This is a genomic window from Acinetobacter sp. 1125_18A (genome assembly GCF_052824985.1).
On the sequence record NZ_VTDG01000024.1, the window covers coordinates 14,483 to 30,675 of the forward strand.

Below are 16,193 nucleotides of genomic sequence, written 5' to 3' on the forward strand. Positions count from 1 at the left end.
CTCCTTATGCATAAAGTTTTTCTAAACGGATATAAGCGCGTTCAATTGCAGCAGCAACCTGTGCAGGCGCAGTACCACCAATATGATTACGCGCATTGACAGATGCTTCAAGGGTTAATGCTTTTTCAAACACATCTGCTTGAATTAAATCTGAGAATTGTTGTAATTGCTCAAGACTTAATTCAGAAAGATCTTTCGATTCTTGCAAACCTAAAGCCACGGCTTTACCTACGATTTCATGTGCATCACGGAAAGCAACGCCATTTTTTACAAGGTAATCAGCCAAGTCTGTTGCAGTAGAGAAACCACGTAAAGCCGCTTCACGCATGATTTCAATATTTGGTACAAGTGCAGGAATCATATCTGCAAAAGCCATCAATGAACCACGCACTGTATCAATCGCATCAAACAAAGGCTCTTTGTCTTCTTGGTTGTCTTTGTTATAGGCCAAAGGTTGACCCTTCATGAGGGTGAGCAGACTCATTAAGTCGCCATAGACACGGCCAGTTTTACCACGAATCAGTTCAGGAACATCTGGGTTTTTCTTTTGTGGCATGATCGATGAGCCAGTACAGAAACGGTCAGGAATATTCACAAACTTAAATTGTGCAGAGGTCCAAAGAATCATTTCTTCTGACATACGTGATAAATGCATCATGATTAAAGATGCAGCAGCATTGAATTCAATCGCAAAGTCACGATCAGAGACCGCATCTAAAGAGTTTTCAGCAACGGCTTCAAAGTTTAACAATTCCGCAGTATAAGCACGATCAATAGGATATGTTGTTCCAGCAAGCGCAGCTGAACCTAAAGGCATACGGTTGACACGTTTACGGCAGTCGATTAAACGCTCAGAGTCACGCACCAACATTTCAAACCACGCCATCAAATGATGACCAAAAGTCACAGGTTGTGCAGTCTGTAAATGGGTAAAGCCTGGCATGATGGTGTCAGTATTGTTCGCTGCTAAGCCCAAGATGCCTTTTTGTAATTTTTCCAGTAAAGTCAAAATCGCATCAATTTCGTCACGTACATATAAACGGATGTCTGTGGCAACTTGGTCATTACGGCTACGACCGGTATGCAATTTTTTACCTGCAATCCCGATACGCTGAGTTAAACGAGATTCGATATTCATGTGCACATCTTCTAAATCAATGCGCCATTCAAATTGACCTGCTTCAATTTCAGCTTTAATTGTGTTTAAACCATTGATAATGTCATCACGTTCTTGTTCTGTAAGGACACCAACTTTTGCTAACATAGTCGCATGTGCGATCGAGCCAGCAATATCTTGTTTATAAAAGCGTTGGTCAAATTGAACTGATGCAGTAAATTCAGCAACAAAGGCATCAGTAGCTTCAGAGAAACGACCGCCCCACATGCCTGAAGTTTGGGCTTGTGACGGATTAGAGGAATTAGAAGATGTGGTCATATCGGCTCAGTAGGAAAAAAAGCAGTAGAACTAAACGCAGTATAACAAATTCAGCCTCACTTGCCGAAGTAAAGCGCAATCATTCATCAATAAAATCTGGGCGCGGTTTTTATCAGTCTTATTTTTTTAGCAAAATGGGGCATCGCAAGTATTTATTCGAATTATTTATCTCTAGTAATGTATTGGCTTTTTTATTGGCATTGGCCGAAGCACAATCATGGGGCAATTTAAATCTTTGGCATGTTTTAGAATATATTTTATATATTAATTGGATATTATTGGCCTTTGCAGCTTTTCAGGATGTATTTGAAAAGAGGCTCTCGCAATATACCTATTTATCTATTTCAATATTCAGTTTTATCCTTTTACAGGCGATTGTGCTGTGTACAACACTGGTTCTAAATATTATTCATTATTGGGGGACGCATTTTTCTTTACAAAATATTTCCATCCAAGACATTTCGCATAATCTTATTTTGCATGTCAGCTATGGGGTATTACTGGGCGCATTTTGTTTACGCTACTTGTATATCCGTGAACAAGCAGTATTGCAGCAAAACAGTGAATTGAATGCGCGTATTCAGGCCATGCAAGCACGTATTCATCCACATTTTTTATTTAATAGTTTAAATAGCGTGGTGAGTTTAATTGCGATTGATCCTGATAAAGCTGAACAAATGCTGATAGATTTATCCAAATTGTTTAGAGCCAGTTTTCAAGAATTAAAGCTCGTGACCTTAAAAGAAGAAATACAGTTATCTCAACAATATATTGCAATAGAGCAAATTCGTTTGGGAGATCGTTTAAATGTGGAATGGAATATTCAACAACCCTTGTTATTAGATCAGGTCAAAATTCCCTTATTAACCTTACAACCTTTAATTGAAAACAGTATTTTTCATGGGGTTGAGCAAAAGATTATCGATGCCAAGATCGGCATACTGGTTGAAATATTGCAAAATCAAGTCAACATAGTCATTACCAACCCATTTTTACAAGATAGAATAAAAGTAAGAGAAGGGCATGGAATTGCTTTAGAAAATGTAAAACAGCGTCTAAAAGCACATTTTGGCGATTCTGTTTATTTTCGGAATTATGCAGGGAATGGGTTATTTACAATGGTAATCCAATATCAGTATAAAAATAGATGATTGGGAAATTCATTAAAATAAAGACGATATATTTGGGTAAGGAGGAGCAATGGACATCCTGATTTGTGATGATGAACCGCTTGCAGTGGAACGCTTATCACGATTGGTGTCGCAACTTGGGCATCAGGTTATTGCAACAGCGCAACATGGTCAACAGGCATTGGAAATGGTTCAGCAGTTCGAGCCAGATGTAGTGTTGCTTGATATTCAAATGCCAGAAATGGATGGTTTAAGCTGTGCGCAGCATTTAGCACATTTTAATCCGACGCCAGCAATCGTATTTTGTACGGCATTTGATGAACATGCTTTGCAAGCCATTCAATCTCAAGCAAAAGGATATTTATTAAAACCAATTGCCAAGGATGATTTGGAAACGGTTTTGGAGAGTGTCACTAAACTGACTCAAGCTCAATTAACTCACTTAGAAAAAAAAGAACTCATGGAAGAAAAAGTGCAAAGACAGCAAATTGCTGCAAAAACCTATCGAGGTTTGGAGCTAATTCCTGTTGAAAATATTTACTATTTTTTAGCAGATCAAAAATATGTCACTGTACGCCATAAAAATGGCAGTGTGCTTATTGATGAAACGCTCAAAGATTTAGAAACAGAGTTCGCAGATCGATTTATTCGTATTCATCGTAATGCTTTAATTTCTCTAGATTATTTAGATGGGTTGGAAATGGTGTCCTCTGGGCAGTATCAGGTACGATGCCGCGAATTAGACGAGCGTTTGGCAGTCAGTCGTCGTCACTTACCGTTACTGCGCGAACGGATGCAGAATTTATAGTTTGATGGGAAGCTTAAATCATTTTGATAATTTACTTGCATTTTTACGATTGCAGAGTAAGTTTAGAGTGTTTAAAAGTTTGGCAAAGCTGAAATGATGAAAACCTTGAAAATAGCAACTCGCCAGAGCCCGCTCGCAATGTGGCAGGCTGAGCATATTCGTGATCGTTTAGAGCAATTACACGCGCATGTAAAAGTAGAATTGGTTACCTTTGTAACCCAAGGTGACAAAATTTTAGATACACCTTTGGCCAAAATTGGTGGTAAAGGCTTATTTGTCAAAGAATTAGAAGCTGCTCTAATGGATGGTCGTGCAGATTTAGCCGTTCATTCCATGAAAGATGTGCCAATGCAATTACCAGAAGGTTTGGAGCTTGCGGTCATTTGTGAGCGTGAAGACCCTTTTGATGCTTTTGTTTCTAACCATTATGCAAAGTTTGATGATTTACCACAAGGCGCAACACTTGGCACATCGAGCTTACGCCGTAAATGTCAGATTTTAAAACAGCGCCCTGATTTAAATGTGATTGATTTACGTGGCAATGTTGGAACACGCTTATCTAAGCTGGATGCAGGTCAATATGATGCCATCATCCTTGCCAGTGCAGGCTTAAAACGCTTAGAACTCTCAGATCGTATTCGTCATACGCTGCCAGCAGAAATTAGCTTACCTGCGGTAGGTCAAGGCGCATTGGGTTTAGAGTGCCGCTCAGCTGATCAAGAGATTTTGGATTTAATCATGCCTTTAATGCATGTTGAAACCAATGCCTGTGTCCGTGCTGAACGTGCTTTTAATGCTTATCTAGAAGGTGGCTGCCAAGTGCCTATCGCAGGTTTTGCCACATTGAAGGATCAAACATTGTCTTTGGAAGGGCGTGTAGGGAGTGCGGACGGCCAAACGCTATTATGTAGCCAAGTCAGTGGCACACCAGATCAAGCAGAGCAGTTAGGTGTGCAACTTGCACAAAAGCTACTTCAACAAGGTGCTGGAGAAATACTCAAAGCACTTTATCAAGCTTAGTTTTTAGGCTTCAATGCTATTTATTAATATGCGTCCCATCGATCGGGCTCAGCCGTTAACCCAATGTCTGCGCCAGTCAGGTTTTGACGTGGTTGATCTGCCATTATTGGCATTAACACCACGTCCATATAACAACACATTACAACAACTTTATTTACAGCTGTTATCGACTCAAATTATTGTTGTGGTCAGTCCTACAGCTGTGCAGATTGGTATGCAATATCTTCAGCAATCGGGTCTATCGCTTGCACAGATCCAGCATATTCAGTGGATTGCTGTAGGTAAAAAAACTGCGCAACGACTCTTAGATTATGGGGTAGAAAGCCATGTTCCTGCGGTGGAAACATCCGAAGGCATGCTAAGCTTACCGCTGTTTAATCAGGTAAAAGAGCTCAAGAGAATTGCGTTTTGGCGTGGTGAAGGTGGGCGTCAATTTATGATGCAACAATGCCAAGCGCGTCATATTGATGTTTTAAACTTTGTTCTATATGACCGCGCATTTCCTCAACAAACTCAGGCACAATTTTTAGATTTTGTGACCAAGATTGAGCAATTTGAAAAGCCCTATTGGAGTTGTATCAGCAGTGAAGCCAGTTGGCACAATTGGCTGGCTTTGACCCGAGATCATCAAGAGATCGTGAGTGCTTGTCATTATTTAGTTTTAGGTGAGCGTTTGTATCAATTATTAAGACATGGTAAAAATGCAGCTCAGACCTGTTTGAATAGCACTCAAATTTCAAATTTAGCGCCAGAAACCATTCTACAAACCATAGTGCAGTTGCAAAGGAAGTTATGAAGAAGTTTATTTATGTCTTATTGTTGATCGCTTTAGGATGGCTCATTAAGTTGAGTTATAACTTCTATCATGTTTCACAACAGTTCAATGATATTCAACAAACGCTGCATAAAAGTGAACAAAAGAATGCCAGTTTGAATGATCAATTGGTGGCAGTAAAACGACAAACAGATGAACCGACTCAAGAGGTGGCAAAGAAAACCGCTTCGATTCAAACGCCTATTGCTGGTATTCATCCTAGTGTAGTGGTTAAACAGCAACTAGAGTTGGTGCAATTTGCTATGCAACAACAACAGTTTGTGTATGCAATTGAGCATCTTACTCAGTTAAATCAATCTTTAGATCAGTATGCGTTGGCAGATGCAGTAAAACAAAGCCTACATCAAACCATTGCGCAAGATATACAGAGTATTCAACACTTTGTGATTGAACGAAATGCCCAGCGAGATCAACTAGAGGCTTTACTTAAACAAGTTGATCAAGCACTCATCACCGAGTTGAAAAATAATCAACTGAAACCAGATCAAGATCAGTCGCAATACTTTTGGGAAAAATGGTTTCAAGTCGATATTGTTGAAACAAATACTCCAGCATTGGCAAACCGTAAATTTATTTTAAAAGAAGTCCAATTAAGATTATTACTGGCACAACAATTATTAGTTAAAGGGCAAACTGCTGAATACCAAGAGATGCTGAATCAAATGATTCAACAATTGGATATATTACCCGATGCTGCTAGTCAGAAGATTAAGCAAAAAATATTAAAAATGAAGCAAACATCGCAGCCGCCGATTCCTAAGCTGAATAGCTTGGCTGTTTTGGGGTAGATCGATGAAACATATTTTTCTGATCTATGCCTTTATTAGCCTGATTATTCTGGCTGTACTGAGTGTATTGAGTTATACCGCAGGGTCAGGTTATGTCTATGTGCTCTGGCACAATATTCAAGTTCAAACCAATTTATGGTTGTTAACATTTGCTGGCGTTGGCATCAGTTTTTTGATGCATGTGGCATGGTATTTCCTCAATTGTTATATTCGCCGAGAAAAAAGAAAATTAGAACAAGTACTGAGTTTTAACACGTTGCACCCATTTGAACAGTTTGGTGTATTGTGGTTATTAGATGGTGAAGATGAACAAGAGCAGGTGATTCAAACGATTTTTGATCAATCTGGTTTATTAAAGCCGATTGTGCAATCCCGTTTATTACTCAAACAACTGCATTATTCAGAAGCATTAAATGCTTTAGAACACAGCTCTCCATCCGCTTTTGAATTGGCGGAAATTTTACGTATCGAAATTTATTTGGCCCAACAGGACAGTCAACAAGCGCTGACCCATTTAGAGTTTTTAAATGGACACGAGCTTTCGCCGTGGCTGAATCAGCTTTCAGAAAGTTATAAATTGTCCGTGCAAAAATTATGGGGACAATTTGCCCTGCAATATCCATGGCAATATTTACACTCAACTCAATTTGGACAATTAGAAACGGCGACTAAACAGCAGTGGTTAATACAGCTTTTAGGTTGTTATGACCAAGCAAGTTTTGAAGATACTGAACTATTACAGCAAAAATTTTTAGAGATAGAATCGCAACTCGATCAAATGCCTTATGAGACAAAAGTGCTTTGGCTAAAAATTATTACCCGCTTACCTGAACTTGCTCAGCAACAACAGCAGCTGGTGATTCAAATACTTAATGAAAAGTTTGACCAAGATGTATTCCATTTGTGGTTCCAGCAACAGTTGCTTAGACAGAATCCAGATTATGAGTATTTAGAGCAACAGATTATAAATCTTGAATCTAAATATATGAACATTCCTGTTTTTTGCTTTGCTAAATGGCATATATATATTGCAACACAGCGGGAATATGAAGCAGATCAACTTCTGTCATTATATCCAAATGATATTCTAATGAATTATTTAAGAATCAAGTCCACTTTAAATGGAAATGATGAATTAATTCAACAATTGAATTCAATTTTTGAAAAAGATAGCAATTATATTCAATTTAAAATTTGAGAACCTAGCATGAACCCACTGACACAATTCCCGATCGTTTATGAGCAAAAGGTTGCATGGGGCGATATGGACGCTTTTGGTCATGTAAATAATGTGATGTATTATCGTTATATTGAAAGTGCACGTATTGAATATTTTGATCGTTTAAATGTATTTGACCAAGATGTTTTAACTGTTGTTGCTTCAAGTCAATGCAAATATTTAAAACCTGTATTTTACCCAGATGTGCTACATATTGGTGCGCGGGTAGAAGAAATGAGAAATAGTGCTATACGCATGCATTATGTATTATTCAGTCAGCAACAACAGCAGATTGTGGCGGACGGAGAAGCAGTTATTGTTTTTGTCGATAAAGTAGCGATGAAAAAAGCATTAATTCCTCAACAGTTGCGAAAAGTTATAATTGATTTAGAAGCTACAGTGCATAATGATTTGGCAAATACATAAAAATGCCTCAGTTATCATCATTATATTTAAAACATAAGACAGCATATTCTTTTGCATTCGCTTTATTTTGATGTTAAAAATAAGCGCTTTGAGGTAATTATAATAATCTTTTTGTTGTTTTATGTGTTTATTGGGGAATATATGTATTGCTTATTGGAATAAATGAAAATACTATTGCTATGAAGTTATTTTAAATAAGTATTAAGAAATTTACGTGGAGAGTTAATGATGCCTGATATTAGTAATTTATCGGTTGAAGAGTTAAGAAAGTTAACAGCTGAAGCAGAAGCTTTAATTGAAAGTAAAAAAGACCAAGCAGTTGAAGATGCCTATAATAAAATTATTGAAATTGCGCAATCTGCTGGTTTAACTTTAGAACAGTTTATTGAATACGGTGCGCAAAAGCGTAAAAAGACAACGCGTAAAGCTGTTGAGCCGCGTTACCGCAATAAAAAAGATACTTCTGAAACTTGGACTGGACGCGGTAAACAACCACGTTGGTTGGTTGCAGAAATCGAAAAAGGTGCAAAATTAGAAGATTTCTTGATCTAATCTTCATCTAAGTGTCATTCAAAGACCTTAAAATCAAAGAACCAAGCAAATCTGCTTGGTTTTTTTATACGAGTGAATTGGCGTTATGCAAAAATTATGCATAATGTATAAACAAGAGGGCATCATCTTGCATGGAAGAATAAATGAATGATGGTAAAGATGAATGAATAAAAAATCAAAACAGATCACGTGGTGGATTACTGGAGTTGTCGCTTTTTTAATTTTTGTACTTTTGCAAGTCCCTGCAACATGGCTGATTTCTAAATTTTATAAGAACAATCAAACCTTACAAAATGTCAGTGGAAATATTTGGCAAGGGCAAGCAGATTGGCGCAAGGGTAATTTACGTGGTTCCGTTTCGTGGAGAACACGCCCGTGGGATCTGATTTTATTACGTGTGGGTGCAAATGTTGAAGTGCATAGTGGGCAAACTCAGCTAAACGGGGTTGTTGGCTATGGTATTGGTAAAAAAATAATTATTAATCAGATGCAAGGTCAGATTGCACCAGAAACCTTAAAGAATATTGCAAATTGGCAATGGCCAGCGAATGCAATTCAAATTTCAGATATGACCCTACGTTTTAAAAAAGACACTGGATTTAGTGATGTAGATGGTCAATTGCATTGGGGTGGTGGTGAGCTTGGTTATACTTTTGGACAGCGTCAAGATCAAATGAATATCCCGTCTTTAAATGCACAACTTAAAGATGAGGCGGGTAAACTGATTTTGGATATACAAGATCAACGTAGCCAGAAGATGGCCAATATCAGCTTAGATCCAACCATGATGTTAGATGTGCAATTAACCCAACGCATGTTACTCAATGTGCCTTCCTATGATGGAAAGGCTGGTTTAGATACTTTTGTGATTAGTTCTAGACAACCACTCATTCAAGGTGGTTTCTAATGAATATAAAAGAACGCTTTGAAAATATTTCTTGGAAAAAAACAGAGCACCTTGCGCCTGTTGTTTTATTTCTTTTAATTTTAGCATTGTGCTGGAAACTGGCTTCGATTTTTTGGTGGGTGGTTGCACCGCCTCAAGTCATGCAACCAGAGCAAGTGAGTCTAGGTTCGCAACAAATCCAAGTGCCCAATATTTCAAGCTTTTCATTGTTTGAGGAAGTGGGTTCTAGTGCGACTGCCGATGACAGTATTCCGATGGTCTTGCAAGGTGTAGTCGTGAGTTATCCTGCGCGTTTCTCTTCAGCGGTGATTAAAGTCAAAGAAACAGCGGATCGTTATGCGGTGGGTGATCCAATTGAGGGTACCAGTTATCAGTTATCCGAAGTATATTGGGATCATATTGTTTTAAGTCAAAATGGAAATAACAGTAAAGAGTTACGTTTTACCGGGCTGGATAGTTTGTATCAGCCTATGCCAGGGCAATCTACAGATCAAAATACCAGCCCGCCAGCAAGTAATCCTGTGCCATCGCCACAACAAAATTCAAGCCAAAATGCTTTAGGGCAGGCGATTGAAAGGATGAATGAAAATCGGGACGAATACCTAAAGAACATGGGGGTTAACGCAAGTGGCGGTCAAGGCTATGAAGTGACAGATCAGACCCCCGCAGCGCTCCGAAATAAACTGGGACTAAGATCTGGAGATCGTATTCTTTCACTCAATGGACAATCAGTAGGTCAAGGACAGAGTGATGTTCAGCTGCTAGAACAAGCAAAGCGTGATGGCAAAGTAAAAATTGAAATTAAGCGTGGTGATCAGGTGATGACCATTCAGCAAAGTTTGTAAGTGGCTAGGACTACAAATAAAATTAGGATAGATAATAAGTTATGGCTTTTTTGAATCACAATCGACCACTTTGGGCTTTAGTTGCAGCGGCACCAATGATGGTTGCGGTCAGTACAGCAGCACATGCACAGACGTGGAAAATTAACTTACGCGATGCTGATCTCACGGCTTTTATCAACGAAGTTGCAGATATTACGGGCAAAAATTTTGCAGTCGATCCCCGTGTACGTGGCAATGTCACGGTTATTTCAAATAAACCTCTAAATAAAAATGAAGTTTATGACCTGTTTTTAGGGGTGCTGAATGTCAATGGTGTGGTGGCTATTCCATCGGGGAATACCATTCGCTTGGTACCAGACAGTAATGTAAAAAACTCGGGTGTACCTTATGACCCACGCAATAATGCACGTGGTGATCAGGTTGTAACACGGGTGATCTGGTTGGAAAATACCAACCCCAATGATTTGATCCCAGCATTACGTCCTTTAATGCCACAATTTGCGCATTTGGCGGCAATACAAGGCACCAATGCGTTAATTGTGTCTGATCGTGCAGCGAATATTTATCAACTTGAAACCATTATTCGCAACTTAGATGGTACTGGGCAAAATGATATTGAAGCTGTTCCTTTACAACAGAGTCAGGCTGAAGAGATCATTAAGCAATTGGATGCCATGAGTTCGACAGGCGCATCGAAAGACTTTGCTGGGGCAAGGGTTCGTATTATTGCTGATGCACGGACCAACCGTATTTTGATTAAAGGGGATACAGGTACGCGTAAACGTATCCGCAATATGATTGAAATGTTGGATGTGCCTTCTGCAGATCGTTTAGGCGGTCTTAAAGTCTTTAAATTAAAATATGCCAGTGCAAAGAATTTATCTGAAATTTTACAAGGTTTGGTTACTGGTCAGGCAGTCAATTCTAGTTCAAATAATTCTTCTAATAGTAGTTCTAATAATAGCAACAGTTTTAACAATAATAACAATTCATCATCGAATACCGGCTCAAGCACTGGAAGCAGTATTTCAACACCAGCAATTAATTTAAACAGCAACTCAAATAACAATAATCAAAATAATATCACCAGTTTTAATGCCAATGGTGTGAGCATTATTGCAGATGGTGCTCAAAATGCGTTGGTGGTTAAAGCTGAGCCACAACTTATGCGAGAAATAGAAGCTGCGATCCAACAGCTCGATGTCCGTCGTCAACAAGTATTGATTGAAGCGACGATTATTGAGGTTGAGGGTAATGATACTGATCAACTCGGTGTGCAATGGGCAATGGGTGATCTAAGTAGTGGTGTGGGTGTCGTCAATTTTTCAAATGTGGGTACAAGTTTATCTAAATTGGCAGCAGGCTATCTGTCAGGTGGGGCGGCTGGTTTAGGTAGTGCTGTTGGTGCAGGTACATCTCTGATTTTAGGGGATTATAGAGAAGGTGCTGATGGTTCTCGTAAATTATATGGTGCAGTGATTCAGGCTTTAAAAGCCAACACCAAGTCAAATTTATTATCTACGCCATCGATTGTCACAATGGATAATGAAGAAGCGTATATTGTCGTTGGGCAAAACGTTCCATTTGTTACAGGCTCAGTCAGTACTGGGACAGGGGGTACTGTCAATCCATATACCTCAATTGAACGTAAGGATGTGGGGGTGACCTTAAAGGTAATTCCGCATATTGGTGAGGGCGGTTCGATTCGTTTAGAGGTAGAACAAGAAGTCTCTGCAGTTGCTGAAAATAAAGGGCAGGCAACGGATTTGGTCACCAGTAAACGTTCTATCAAGACCTCTGTGCTTGCAGATCATGGTCAAACCGTGGTCTTAGGCGGCTTGATTTCAGATGATACAGCTCATACACGCCAATCTATACCCTTCTTGGGTGATATCCCGGGCTTAGGCCGTTTATTTAGAGCGGAAGGCAAATCGAATGCTAAACGTAACTTATTGGTGTTTATCCACCCAACGATAATTGGTGATAATGCAGATATACGCCGTGTATCTCAACAACGTTATGATCAACTGTATAGTCTGCAATTGGCGATGGATAAAGATGGTAATTTTGCCAAACTCCCAGCCAATGTTGATGATGTTTTTCAGCAACGACTGCCGTTTAGCTCCACACCAAGTTCGCAGCCTAAGCTGGTACAACCACAACCGACAGCACAACCATCAAGTCAGTATCAAAAAGTGCCTACAGGTGCCAAGACAAGTGCAGTACAAGGCAATGCGGTGACTACACCCGTTGCAGAGGAACCAAATGATATCCGTAAGCAGTAGCATTGTGGGCTTCGCGTAACAAGTGCTTCTAATCGCATGCTTTATTTGATATTTAAAATAGCTTATTAAAGTATTGTGGTGTGTTCTGTTGTGGCGTGGGCAACATAAAGCTTGGTTTTGCGCTGATTTAGCACTGTAGAAATGTCATGCTAAGATAGACTTGAATTAGAATGGGAAGATAATCATGACTTGGAAATTACAAGCAATTACAGGTGAGTTAGAAGGGCAGGAAGTCACGATTGACCGTGATATGCTGGTTGGACGCCATCAAGATGCAGACCTGTTATTACAAGCTGCGGAAATTTCACGTCGCCATGCTGCATTCTTATTAAAAGAAGATGCGCTTTGGGTTCAAGATCTAAAGTCATCCAATGGTACCTTTGTGAATGATATCCGTATCGATCAAGATAAAATGTTGATGGATGGTGATATTGTTCAATTTGCCAGTGTTAAATTTAATGTGCTTGCACCCGTGAAACCTGTTGTTTTGCAACCTGAACAGGCAGCGCCTGAGGTTGAAGTTCAACCCGTTGTAGCTCCAGCAGAAACGCCGGTTCAACAACCTGCAGAGGCTGTGGCGACTGCTGAAATTAAACCAGCTGCCCCAGTAGAACGTACAGTGGCAGACCAGATGAATGAACAGGGCATGCCTGAGCTTTCAGAGCGTGATAGCAATGTTCAAATCAACCGTGAAGGTATGCCGTCTGGTGTAGCAATCCCTAAACCTGCACCAATTCCAGAAGGTGTTGATATTCATGCGGCTACACAACCAAAAGTAGAGCAGGTCAAAGCATCTGAACTTGTTGCAGAAGAACATGTCGAAACCCAGAAAAATGCAAAGTTAGGTTTGGCAACACTGGTGATTTTGATCATTTTGGCAATTATTGCATGGCTATTGTTTAAATAATTTGCGAATGCGCTACACTCAAGGCATGCAATCGCATGCCTTTGTTTTTTGTATTTTCGTTTTTAAAAATTAAAACTCGATTTAGGTGTAAATCATGAATGTGGCAAAGCTAGACCAACGCGAACTGATTTTATTTGATTTGGATGGGACCTTGGTTGATTCAGCATTTGATTTATATCGTGCCATGAACTTAAGTCTAGCGCGTTTGAACTTACCCCAAGTCACTGAACAACAGGTTCGGGTTTGGATTGGTAAAGGCACCTCATTATTTTGTGAAAGTACATTGAAGTATTTAAAGGGTGAGGTGGATCCTGTACTGCATCAACAGCTTTTGGATACATTCTTGGAAATTTACAATGCAGAACCTTGTGTCGATACCAAACCATTCTCTGGAATTTTAGAATTTTTAGAATGGGGAATTGAAAACAATAAGAAATTGATTTGTGTGACCAATAAACCAGAACAGCCCGCTCGAAAAATCTTAGAAGAATTGCAAATGGATCACTATTTTGTCGATGTAATAGGTGGTGATCGTTTTGAAGTGCGCAAACCTCATCCAAAACCATTGTTGTATTGTGTTGAAACTTATCAGTCATCAACGGACAAAACCTTGATGATTGGCGATTCAAGTAATGATGTCGAGGCTGCACGCCGTGCAGAGGTTGATTGTATTGTGGTCAGCTATGGTTATAATCACGGTGAAGATATTCAACTCTGTCAACCACAACAAGTGGTGGATGATTTAACAGAGCTTTTGGCTTAACACCGGTATATTTAAATTGTTGCGAAAAAAGGGAAGAGGAATGAATAGCAAACGCACTTTTCGATGGCGTCACTAAGTGAAATGCAGAGACATCCATACTTAGTATTATCGAAAATAGAGAGAATTCCTGATGACAACCTTAGCGCAATTTGAACAACTAAAATCAGCGGGTTATAACCTTATCCCTGTATACCGCCAACGCTTAGCCGATACAGATACGCCATTGTCTGTATTTGCACGTTTAAAACAGCATCAACAAGCCTATCTTTTTGAATCTGTCGAAGGTGGTGAAAACTGGGCAAGATATTCAATTATTGGACTGGGTGAGTCAATCGTATTTTCCTGTAATGCAGGACAGCTCACGATAAAATCGGTAGATGGCTCGATAGATACCCAGCCATGTGCAGATCCCTTTCAATATATCCGTGATTTTCAAGCGCAGTTTAAAGTACCCACCCAGCAAGATTTACCCGCACTACCTAATTTTACTGGCGGCTTGGTGGGCTACTTTGGCTATGACGCAGTACGTTATATTGAGCCACGGTTAAAGAATGTGCCTGAGGCGGATCCCGTTGGACTGCCTGACTTATGGATGATGTTGTCTAAAACCGTCATTGTGTTTGATAACTTAAAAGATACTTTGTTTTTAATCGTACATGCAGATGTTAATGATACAGAGGCTTATGCCAAGGCTCAGCAACAGCTGGATGAGATTGAGGCATTATTGGCTATGCCAATCAGCTTGGTTGCTAAAAAACATACCGCTCCGCATTTTGAGTCACTGACTGGGCATGACAAATTCCTTGAGTCAATTGAGAAAGTTAAAGAATACATCCGTGCTGGTGATGTGATGCAGGTTGTTCCTGGGCATCGTATGGTGTCGGATTTTGATGGTGAGCCTTTACAGGTTTATCGCGCATTACGACATCTCAATCCATCACCGTATTTATTTTTGGTGCAAGGGCAGACCCTTTTAGATCAAAAGCCGTTCCATATCGTAGGGTCTTCACCGGAAATTCTTTCTCGACTCGAAAATGGGATCGCGACTGTACGTCCGCTCGCAGGTACACGTCCGCGAGGAAAAACCAAAGAAGAAGATTTGGCGCTTGAAAAAGATTTGCTTTCCGATGAAAAAGAGATTGCGGAACATTTAATGCTGATTGATTTAGGCCGTAATGATGTGGGGCGTGTCTCGAAAATCGGTAAAGTGCAAGTCACTGATCAAATGGTGATCGAACGTTATTCACATGTCATGCATATTGTTTCCAATGTACAAGGTGAAGTGTTGGATGATGTCGATGCTTTGGATGTTTTTAAGGCAACTTTTCCAGCAGGCACGCTTTCAGGTGCCCCAAAGATTCGTGCAATGGAAATTATTGACGAAGTTGAGCCGGTAAAACGTGGAATTTTTGGTGGTGCAGTGGGTTATTTGGGCTGGCATGGCGAAATGGACATGTCGATTGCGATCAGAACCTGTGTTATTCGTGAAAATAAGGTCTATGTACAGGCTGGTGCAGGCTTGGTTGTCGACTCAAATCCTGAATCAGAGTGGAATGAAACCCAAATAAAAGCTCGCGCAGTGATCAAAGCGGTTGAATTATCGTCAAACGGATTGATTTTATGAGTTTTTGAGGTTTTTTTTGCAAAAAACACTTGCAAGGATTCTGAGTTTTGCTAAACTGCACACCGTTCCGATACGAAACGTACGAAACACTAAGAAACGCCGGCATAGCTCAGTTGGTAGAGCAACTGACTTGTAATCAGTAGGTCCACAGTTCGAATCCGTGTGCCGGCACCATCTTAAGGTTTTGTGTTATAATGTTGAGGAACGACACTGAAAGTAAGTGTAAAGGTGAGATTCCCGAGCGGTCAAAGGGAGCAGACTGTAACTCTGCCACGAAAGTTTCGAAGGTTCGAATCCTTCTCTCACCACCATTACTTCGATAAGTGGTAATTACCAACATTAAGCGGGAGTAGCTCAGTTGGTAGAGCGGTAGCCTTCCAAGCTACATGTCGCGAGTTCGACCCTCGTCTCCCGCTCCATCGAAGATGATGCTCTTATAGCTCAGTGGTAGAGCACTCCCTTGGTAAGGGAGAGGTCTCGAGTTCAAATCTCGATAAGAGCTCCAGATACAATTTGGTAGATTATTCTACACCAGTTTCTCAAAAGCAGGCTTATTAGTCTGCTTTTCAAGTATTAGGTGTCTAGTTTTTTAGACGATTGTCGATGCTGAGTTGTTTAACTCGTGTTCGACATAAACGAGGAAGAGCAA

At 40.0% G+C, this 16,193-nt stretch carries 15 protein-coding genes and 4 tRNA genes; 18 read left to right on the plus strand and 1 reads right to left on the minus strand.

The window, feature by feature from the left end; all coding sequences use genetic code 11:
• Positions 1-4: 4 nt before the first annotated feature.
• A complete protein-coding gene (argH, locus tag FY049_RS21475; RefSeq protein ID WP_446084353.1) occupies positions 5-1,435 on the minus strand; it encodes an argininosuccinate lyase in 1,431 nt (476 codons plus the stop codon).
• On the opposite strand from argH, the gene FY049_RS21480 reads away from it, so the two are divergent.
• The 18 genes from FY049_RS21480 (at position 1,426) to FY049_RS21565 (ending at position 16,049) form a co-directional block, all read left to right on the plus strand.
• Positions 1,426-2,586: a sensor histidine kinase gene (locus tag FY049_RS21480; protein WP_034617632.1), complete on the plus strand. Its 1,161-nt coding sequence runs from the start codon at positions 1,426-1,428 to the stop codon at positions 2,584-2,586. The two genes, argH and FY049_RS21480, sit on opposite strands and share 10 nt — an antisense overlap.
• 49 nt (positions 2,587-2,635) lie before the next feature.
• A complete protein-coding gene (locus FY049_RS21485) occupies positions 2,636-3,373 on the plus strand; it encodes a LytR/AlgR family response regulator transcription factor (RefSeq protein WP_004818489.1) in 738 nt (245 codons plus the stop codon).
• Positions 3,374-3,469: 96 nt separating this feature from the next.
• Positions 3,470-4,393, plus strand: coding sequence for a hydroxymethylbilane synthase (gene hemC, locus FY049_RS21490; RefSeq protein WP_016539115.1), 924 nt, complete (start codon positions 3,470-3,472; stop codon positions 4,391-4,393).
• A gap of 13 nt (positions 4,394-4,406) precedes the next feature.
• Positions 4,407-5,189, plus strand: coding sequence for a uroporphyrinogen-III synthase (locus FY049_RS21495; protein ID WP_446084354.1), 783 nt, complete (start codon positions 4,407-4,409; stop codon positions 5,187-5,189).
• Positions 5,186-6,016, plus strand: coding sequence for a hypothetical protein (locus FY049_RS21500; RefSeq protein WP_446084355.1), 831 nt, complete (start codon positions 5,186-5,188; stop codon positions 6,014-6,016). The genes FY049_RS21495 and FY049_RS21500 overlap by 4 nt, the downstream gene beginning before the upstream one ends.
• A 4-nt stretch (positions 6,017-6,020) precedes the next feature.
• Complete coding sequence (locus tag FY049_RS21505; protein WP_446084356.1) at positions 6,021-7,214, plus strand: heme biosynthesis protein HemY; 1,194 nt, start codon at positions 6,021-6,023, stop codon at positions 7,212-7,214.
• A gap of 9 nt (positions 7,215-7,223) precedes the next feature.
• A complete protein-coding gene (locus FY049_RS21510; protein WP_004718508.1) occupies positions 7,224-7,661 on the plus strand; it encodes an acyl-CoA thioesterase in 438 nt (145 codons plus the stop codon).
• Between the two features lie 225 nt (positions 7,662-7,886).
• Positions 7,887-8,213, plus strand: coding sequence for an H-NS histone family protein (locus FY049_RS21515; protein WP_004718506.1), 327 nt, complete (start codon positions 7,887-7,889; stop codon positions 8,211-8,213).
• 163 nt (positions 8,214-8,376) lie between these two features.
• A complete protein-coding gene (gene gspN, locus FY049_RS21520) occupies positions 8,377-9,120 on the plus strand; it encodes a type II secretion system protein N (RefSeq protein WP_004718504.1) in 744 nt (247 codons plus the stop codon).
• Positions 9,120-9,965, plus strand: a complete 846-nt coding sequence (locus tag FY049_RS21525) for a type II secretion system protein N (protein WP_004718502.1) — start codon at positions 9,120-9,122, stop codon at positions 9,963-9,965. Before gspN ends, FY049_RS21525 begins: the two co-directional genes overlap by 1 nt.
• A 41-nt stretch (positions 9,966-10,006) precedes the next feature.
• Positions 10,007-12,250, plus strand: coding sequence for a type II secretion system secretin GspD (gspD, locus tag FY049_RS21530; RefSeq protein ID WP_446084357.1), 2,244 nt, complete (start codon positions 10,007-10,009; stop codon positions 12,248-12,250).
• Positions 12,251-12,434: 184 nt separating this feature from the next.
• Positions 12,435-13,157, plus strand: a complete 723-nt coding sequence (locus FY049_RS21535; RefSeq protein ID WP_446084358.1) for an FHA domain-containing protein — start codon at positions 12,435-12,437, stop codon at positions 13,155-13,157.
• A gap of 94 nt (positions 13,158-13,251) precedes the next feature.
• Positions 13,252-13,920: an HAD-IA family hydrolase gene (locus FY049_RS21540; protein WP_004718496.1), complete on the plus strand. Its 669-nt coding sequence runs from the start codon at positions 13,252-13,254 to the stop codon at positions 13,918-13,920.
• Between the two features lie 130 nt (positions 13,921-14,050).
• Positions 14,051-15,544, plus strand: a complete 1,494-nt coding sequence (trpE, locus tag FY049_RS21545; protein WP_004718493.1) for an anthranilate synthase component I — start codon at positions 14,051-14,053, stop codon at positions 15,542-15,544.
• 98 nt (positions 15,545-15,642) lie between these two features.
• A tRNA-Thr gene (locus FY049_RS21550) sits at positions 15,643-15,718 on the plus strand.
• 53 nt (positions 15,719-15,771) lie between these two features.
• Positions 15,772-15,855, plus strand: a tRNA-Tyr gene (locus FY049_RS21555).
• Between the two features lie 32 nt (positions 15,856-15,887).
• A tRNA-Gly gene (locus FY049_RS21560) sits at positions 15,888-15,963 on the plus strand.
• 11 nt (positions 15,964-15,974) lie between these two features.
• Positions 15,975-16,049, plus strand: a tRNA-Thr gene (locus tag FY049_RS21565).
• The last annotated feature ends 144 nt before the right edge of the window (positions 16,050-16,193 follow it).